Here is a 6,938-nt window from a genome sequence, read left to right on the forward strand (position 1 = left end):
ACCACTCCCTGCCGAGGTACCATCATTAGGCTTAGGAGACCGATTAGCGGCAGTGGTTGCAAGGTTTAGTGTAGAACATCGCCAAAGTCACCGGATGGTGAAGTCCTTACTTGCTACAAAGTTTAGTGTTCAGCTTTCCCGTGGGAGCATCAATCGTCTTCGTCACCAGGTGAGTGAGGCGGTCGCAGCTCCAGTGGAACAAGCTCAGCAGTATGTTCAAGGCCAGGGGTTTGTTCATAGTGATGAAACCAGCTTTAGCCAAGGCAATGGTGATGGACTTTTGTATATGTTCCAGGGGTAGAGCCCACGAATAATGCCGCAGAACGTGCCCTACGCACTGCCGTGATTTGGCGGCGAACCAGCTTTGGTTCCCAATCTCAAGCCGGCAGTGAATTCGCGCACGAGAATTCTGACTGTGGTGACATCCCTCAAAGCACAGCACCAAAAAGGGATTAGGGTTATCGGCTCCATCCCTATTACCACAAACTCTGATCAACACTCAAATACCTATGGTGGCGTAAGGCCATGGGACGGTTACCTTCAGTCATAAGTATGAGTAAGGCTATATAGCGTTGATCGCAGTTATGAGGTACAGTCTTTTTTGACGTTGATTCCCTGTTTTGATGCAGCGCATTCCTCTTCCCTCTTCTGATTTCCCAGATCCGCTGTTCCCTAAAATCCCGAAATTTTGTACCTCATAGCTATGATAATTGCTATATACCGCAATTATACGTAATTTTTACGGGTTTTTACCTAATGAAAAAATGTAGAAAAATAGTAAATATATCGAAAAATAATCTAAAGTATTCACACTATAATTAAATCAGACAAATTGATGAATATAAGTAGGTTTCAAAAAAATAGCTATTTTTGAATTAAAGCTAATTAAAGTCAGCAAATTATTTTTGCATAAAGTAAGATCTACTTAGATTTAGCACATGTTTATAGATGAATGAATGAGCAGATATAGATCAGACCTCGCAGCATTAGTATTGTCTTGATGCAAAGCAGGGTAAAGGCATCTTGTCAATACACTGGGGATAGTTCTCAATAAACCCAGCCTTATTGTGCTTGTTGACAAGGTATTTTCCACATATAGTGTTTATTTAATTACAAAAACATTATATATAGGAATCAGCAAATTAGATACGTTTACCCTGTGATGCAAAGCACGAGTGGGGAGGGGCTGCGTGGCTCGATAGTGGTACACAAGTAGTGATTTTAGCACCGGAAATCATGACCAGACCTTAGCCAAATCACTACATCTTTTGAACTTCAATAATATTCTTCACCCGATGACCCCATCATTTCATCATCATCTGTATTATCTGTAGTCTGAATAAGTGAAATAGATATTAGAGATAGGAGTTTTGAATGATTACTTCACCAAAAGTCAGTGTTGTCGTTCCTGCTTATAACGTTCGCTCCTACATTTGGGAAGCGCTAGTCTCTCTTGAGGGTCAGTCTTGTCGAGAATTTGAAGTCCTCATTGTTGACGACGGCTCTACTGATGATACCGCTGAACTGGTTAAACCGTTTTGTCGGCGGGATTCACGCTTTCAGTTATTGCAGAAGTCCAATGGAGGACTCTCATCGGCTCGTAACTATGGCATCCGTCATGCTCGTGCTAGCTACATCGCTCTACTTGATGCAGATGATGTCTACAAGCCGGAGAAACTAGCTAACCATGTGGCTGTACTGGATCGGGAACCAGAGGTAGGGGTTGTCTACAGTGCCTCACAAGCAATCCGTGATGATGGAAGTCCCACGATAATGCGTCTGAGTGGTAAGCCAGTTATGTCTGACCCACTCCTAGCCCTACTGTGCAAGAATTTCATTGGTCATGGTTCTAATGGTGTATTCCGAAGCTGTCTAGTGGATGAAGTCGGGGAATTTGACGAAGGGTTACGCAGTTCAGAAGATATAGATTTCTGGTTAAGAATTGCCGCTACGGGACGCTGGCGTTTTCATCGGGAGCCACAAGTCTTGTGTTGCTACCGAGTTCGTCCTTCTGGACTTTCTTTTAACATAACACAAATGCAGCATTCTCATGAACAGGTACTTAAATCAGCTTATCAACGCTCTCCAGAATTGGTAGAGACAGTATTGCCGACGGCTTACGCCTATATGTATCGCTACCTAGCTCGATTATCCCTAACTGCTGGTGATGCAGCTAAAGCTGTTCACTTTATCAACCAAGCGTTAGCTGCCAATAGCTCAATCTTCTATCGGGATCCGCGATCGCTTCTGACGCTCGTAGCTGTACGTCTGGCACCACTAGCCAAGCTGGTGATTAAGCGATCGCTTGGCTCCGTAGAATACAGAGCAAACAACTAAAAATTTTGTATTAGTCATCAGTCATTGGTCATTGGCCTTTGACGTGCAAGCCTTTTACATGCAAGCCTTTTGTCCCTTCCAAACCTTGCTAACCTAATGAAACTCAGCTCGTTACTCACAAGTGGGTTCTGGACAACATACGGAGCCCTCGGGACACGTCTGCTGGTATTGCTAAGTAACCTGATACTAGCAAGGTTGCTGTTGCCATCTGAATTTGGGGTGATTAGCGTTGCCTATATTTTTTGGTCTTTCCTGAATTTGTTCACCCAAGGCATCATCAACTCTTTTATTGTCTACAAGGGCATTGAAGACCAGCGTTATTTAAATACAACATACACAATTGCTATTGCCAGGGGATTGATGTTGGCAGTGGCAATGGTGGCGATATCTCCCCTAGCGGCTAACTTTTTCGGTGTACCAGACCTGGTATGGATTCTGATCGTGTTCGCCTTTAATCTGGTGGTGGCTTCTATCCAGTCTGTTTATCAGGGAGTACTCACTAGACAGATGAGGTATCGGGAAATAGCCCATGCGACCATAATCGCCTCGTTAGTGCGAGTAGTCTCTACCACTGGTTGCGCCTTTATCGGTTTGAGCTACTGGTCATTTGTAGTGGGAGATGCGGCTTTTTGGTTTATAGAGTATTGGATTAGTCGTGGTCATGTAGAACACAAATTCCGCTTACAGATTGATCCACAGGCTAGCTCAGAAGTTTTGTCGTTCTGTTTTGGTGCCACTGGCTCCAGTTTGGGATTTTATGTAAATGCCAATGGTGACAACTTTGTCATTGGTAAACTGCTGGGTAATACGAATTTGGGATACTACAACTTTGCTTACCAATTGACCCAGACAATTAACACTGTAATGGGTGAGGTGATTAATCAGGTAGGAATGTCCTCCTTCGCCCAGTTAGAGAATGACGAACAGCAGCAAAGTGTTCTAGTCACAATGGTTGAACAAATGGCTTTCCTGGGGGCTCCTCTATACGCCTTATTTTTTTTAGTGGTAGACGATCAGCTCATCTCTATGATATTTGGCCAGAAGTGGGTGCCAGCCTGCCAGGTGATTCCTTGGTTACTTGTGTTTGCTTACTTTAGGCTGATCAATAATTCACTGATTAATATGCTTGCAGCAAAAGGCAGAACTGGGATTAACGCCAAGGTTAACCTTATGATTGCTCCGGTCGCTTTCTTGAGCTTTATCATTGGTGCTGAGCAAGCAGGACTAATTGGGGTGGGAATTGCAGTTGCTTTCGTGCTAGGAATTGTCTGGACAGTCTACTGGTGGTGGGTAGGTTGCCGAGCACTAGGTTGGCCATTGATGAAGTTTTTACTTCCGTGCTTTAAAGCTGCTCTGATTGTACTGTTAGCCATTGTCAGTTGTCTAGGTTTACCAACAATCCTGAAGCCCTTCCTATTTATGAGTCTCTATATCGTCTGTATGCGCCTGATCGCTGCCAAACAATTTTTGAGTTACCAGTCTCTACTAGGGAAATTGGCTAATCAGCTGACAAAGTTAGGTAAAAGTCAGTTATAAGCTAATAAATTCAGTAAATTTACTGAATGTTAGGTTAACCGAATTCACTGTTTAATCCGTAATTTTTCTAATCTAAATTAAGGCATTAAATAGGCACAATGTTATTGTAGCTGCTCATATATAGCAGTTATCACTTGAGTAATGGAAAAAGTCATGGATTGTAGGGAGTAGGAATCCCCTCTTCCTTAATCAGGGGGGAAGAAAATTGACTGTACCTCATAAGTATGATAAACGCGATCAAACAATACTGTTATGGAAACGGCAAAACCTTGGGAATATCAATAAAAATAAAAAATGACAAATAACAACCAAAATAACACTATAAACGAACGAAGCTAGTAGATTTGAATCACTCTCATCTAATGAACGTGCTCTAAAACATCAAAGTATGGACTGTTAACTATGACCTCTAGCATACCAGATTTCCACACTAGAAACTTTAAACTGGGTGCCATGTCATTTCCAGAAAAAGTTATTTACTGGGTGATTGTGCTAACACCGCTCTGGTGGTTGTTGGGAATACAAACACTCTTCTACCCAGCGGTAGTTGTTGGTTTCTTAGGAGTCAACTTTGACATTGACAAACTCACTAGAAGATCGATACCCGCCTGTATCTGGGCTTGGTTAGGTATGGCTCTAGTCATGGTCTGGACTGCTACGTTTGGTCTCAATGACGTCGGGTTTGCCTTGCAGAAAATTGCTGCTACGTTCGTAACTTTTTTCAAGAGCTACTGTTTAATTTTTGCCGCACTGCTCCTACCATTTTGGCATGCCATCAGGGTTAAGGTGGTGACCCGTGCTGTAGCTTGGATGGCAACAGGATATTTAGTGACTATCGCCATTGAGATGCTCATGCTGGTAGTGGGATTAGGCAAAGAACCTTTTCTACCGCCCTTAGCCCGTCTAATTCCGGGAGGTGCTTTGAGTTTGCAAGTTACATTTGCTGACTTACAACCTTTTTTTGGTATCCCTTTACCCAGGACAGTTCTTTACACCCCCGACCCCCCCATTGTAGGGGTGTGTTCCATTCTAAGTTTTTTCATCTGCTTGGGTGAAGAAAACCGCCGCTTACGTCAAATATCCGTAGCGGGTTGTTTAACCGCTCTGCTAATTAGTTTTAGTCGTTTATCCTGGGTTTCCTTTGTGATGGCATTGGTGATTACAGCTTGTTTCCGCAGCAGTTTGGCTCGTCAAGGTTCTTTATGGATTGGTTCATTAAGCTCATTACTTTGTGCTCTTTTGGGAGGTCTGACCTTCAGTGATTTAGTGAAAAAGCCCCTAGAAATCTTCAATAGTGCTCGTGCCGAATCCTCTAAAGACCGGGAACTGGTGGTTACTAAAACCCTTGAGGCTTGGCAAGAACGCCCTTTGATGGGATGGGGAATTATACAAGGCTCCGTCAAATGGTTTATCTACGACATTGCTTTGGGTTCCTTTTCAACCTACGCCTCAGTTCTTTATTTGCACGGCATCATTGGCTTTATCTTTTTTATAGGTGCCCTAGGTTCAACCCTTTGGAGTACTTGGATTCCAGCGATTCGTGGTAACTATCATTGCCAGTGGGCATTTGCCAGTCTGGTGGCTTTGTATATGCTTCTCAACGGAACACCCTTGAGCTGGATGGCAGTGTATTTGTGGTATTTTTGGGTCTGGTTAGGGGCAATTCTTGCCGAAATACAGCGAAATGAGCAGTTTGTCTCTCGATGGGAGCAGTTATCTAGAACTTGAAAATGTTTGATTGAAAATTAAAAATCAAAAAAATAGACTTTTATTTATTTTTTGAAAATTAGTTATTAGTTCTTATTTATGAAAATTGCTATTGATTAAATTAATCATTATATAAATTAAAAATTGACACAAGATTGTATTAGGAATATATCTTATGAAAAAAGTAGTTGCGATCCTGAATAGACATTGGATACTTTTATTAGTTTTTAATTCTTTGGTGCTTGCAGCTAGCTTTGGAGCCTTTTCTTTATTAAAGCCTTTTTGGATTGCTAAAGCACAGCTAATTCTACCGGAAACAGGCAAGTTACAAGCTAGTTTAGGAACCCTTGGGTCATTAACTAAGGGGGATTCTGAATTGTCAGCGAAGAGTCATCCTCTGAATATGCAGGCATCTATTCTCAAAAGTGATGCTTTGATGAGGCGCTTGTTGGAGTCTGACCCAGAGAAAACGGATTTTCAAAGGTTAGTTCAATACAAGCAGTTGTTCGCGGTATCTCCTCACCAGGAATCGACGACCATCTGGTTGAATGCGACTGGGGCTAGTCCAGAATTAGCAAGAGATCGAGTCAGGGCACTGATCAGTGCGTATCAGGAGCGCCTGAATGAACTGCGTCAAGCAGATGGTACCACTAGGGTTGAGTTTAATAAGAAAGCGCTCGACCGAGCTAAGCAAAAATTGGATCAGTCTCAGGAGGCATTAGCAAAGTTTCAGGAATCCTCTGGTTTAGTGAATAGCGAAGCCCAAACTGAAGGACTGGTGAGGGCAATTACTGATCTGAGTATTAGCCAAGCTCAGGCTCAAGCTGAAGCTCAAGCTAGTCAACATCAGCTTCAAATCCTATCGACTCGTTTGGGTCTTACTCCTAAGCAAGCAATCCGCTCTCTAGGTCTAGCAGAAAACCGGGATTACCAGTTTGTGCGGCAGCAGTTGACTGAACTGGAAGCGACTTTGGTCAAAGCTCAAGCTACTTATACTTATGCTCATCCTGAGATCCAAAATCTGCTGCTACAACGTGAGCAGTTGCAGCAGCAGATTCAACAGTACATCTTTCTAGCAGCTGGTGATACGTTAGTAGACCCGACGCTAACTGATAGTGCTCAAGGAAGAGCAATGTTAATCCAGCAACTGATTCTGGCGGAAAGTGCTGCTAGTGGTCAACAACAACAAGCGGAGCAATTACAGCAGCAGATTGACCAGATGAAAAATACTTTAACGGTGATTCCTGTCCATCAGTCTAGGCTGCTGGAACTAACGCGACAGTACGATGTGGCTGCGGGAGTCTATAACGGTTTAGTTGCTCAAATGGAGCAAGTCAATCTTGATGCGTTTAGTGCTA

Annotated in this window: 4 protein-coding genes and 2 pseudogenes; all 6 read left to right on the top strand. The window is 43.0% G+C overall.

Translation table 11 applies throughout. The annotated features are described in order from the left end of the window. A pseudogene (locus F6K20_RS18295) lies at positions 1 to 301 on the top strand (IS66 family transposase); the annotation flags it as partial. Next, a pseudogene (locus tag F6K20_RS18300) lies at positions 274 to 439 on the top strand (IS66 family transposase); the annotation flags it as partial. The pseudogenes F6K20_RS18295 and F6K20_RS18300, both read left to right, overlap by 28 nt. 935 nt (positions 440 to 1,374) lie before the next feature. Then, a complete protein-coding gene (locus tag F6K20_RS18305; protein WP_008185809.1) occupies positions 1,375 to 2,337 on the top strand; it encodes a glycosyltransferase family 2 protein in 963 nt (320 codons plus the stop codon). A 96-nt stretch (positions 2,338 to 2,433) separates the two neighbouring features. Continuing rightward, positions 2,434 to 3,873, top strand: a complete 1,440-nt coding sequence (locus tag F6K20_RS18310; protein WP_044493605.1) for an oligosaccharide flippase family protein — start codon at positions 2,434 to 2,436, stop codon at positions 3,871 to 3,873. Positions 3,874 to 4,275: 402 nt separating this feature from the next. Then, positions 4,276 to 5,601, top strand: a complete 1,326-nt coding sequence (locus tag F6K20_RS18315) for an O-antigen ligase family protein (protein WP_008185811.1) — start codon at positions 4,276 to 4,278, stop codon at positions 5,599 to 5,601. A 154-nt stretch (positions 5,602 to 5,755) separates the two neighbouring features. Then, a partial coding sequence (locus tag F6K20_RS18320; RefSeq protein WP_502708843.1) for a GumC family protein occupies positions 5,756 to 6,938 on the top strand: 1,183 nt, incomplete at its 3' end.

It is taken from the genome of Moorena sp. SIO2C4 (assembly GCF_010672485.1).
Taxonomy (GTDB): Bacteria; Cyanobacteriota; Cyanobacteriia; order Cyanobacteriales; family Coleofasciculaceae; genus Moorena; species Moorena producens.

Bases quoted from the DNA above. Each gene is read 5' to 3' on its own strand.
- F6K20_RS18310 (WP_044493605.1), top strand. From the start codon at position 2,434: ATGAAACTCAGCTCGTTACTCACAAGTGGGTTCTGGACAACATACGGA.
- F6K20_RS18305 (WP_008185809.1), top strand. From the start codon at position 1,375: ATGATTACTTCACCAAAAGTCAGTGTTGTCGTTCCTGCTTATAACGTT.
- F6K20_RS18315 (WP_008185811.1), top strand. From the start codon at position 4,276: ATGACCTCTAGCATACCAGATTTCCACACTAGAAACTTTAAACTGGGT.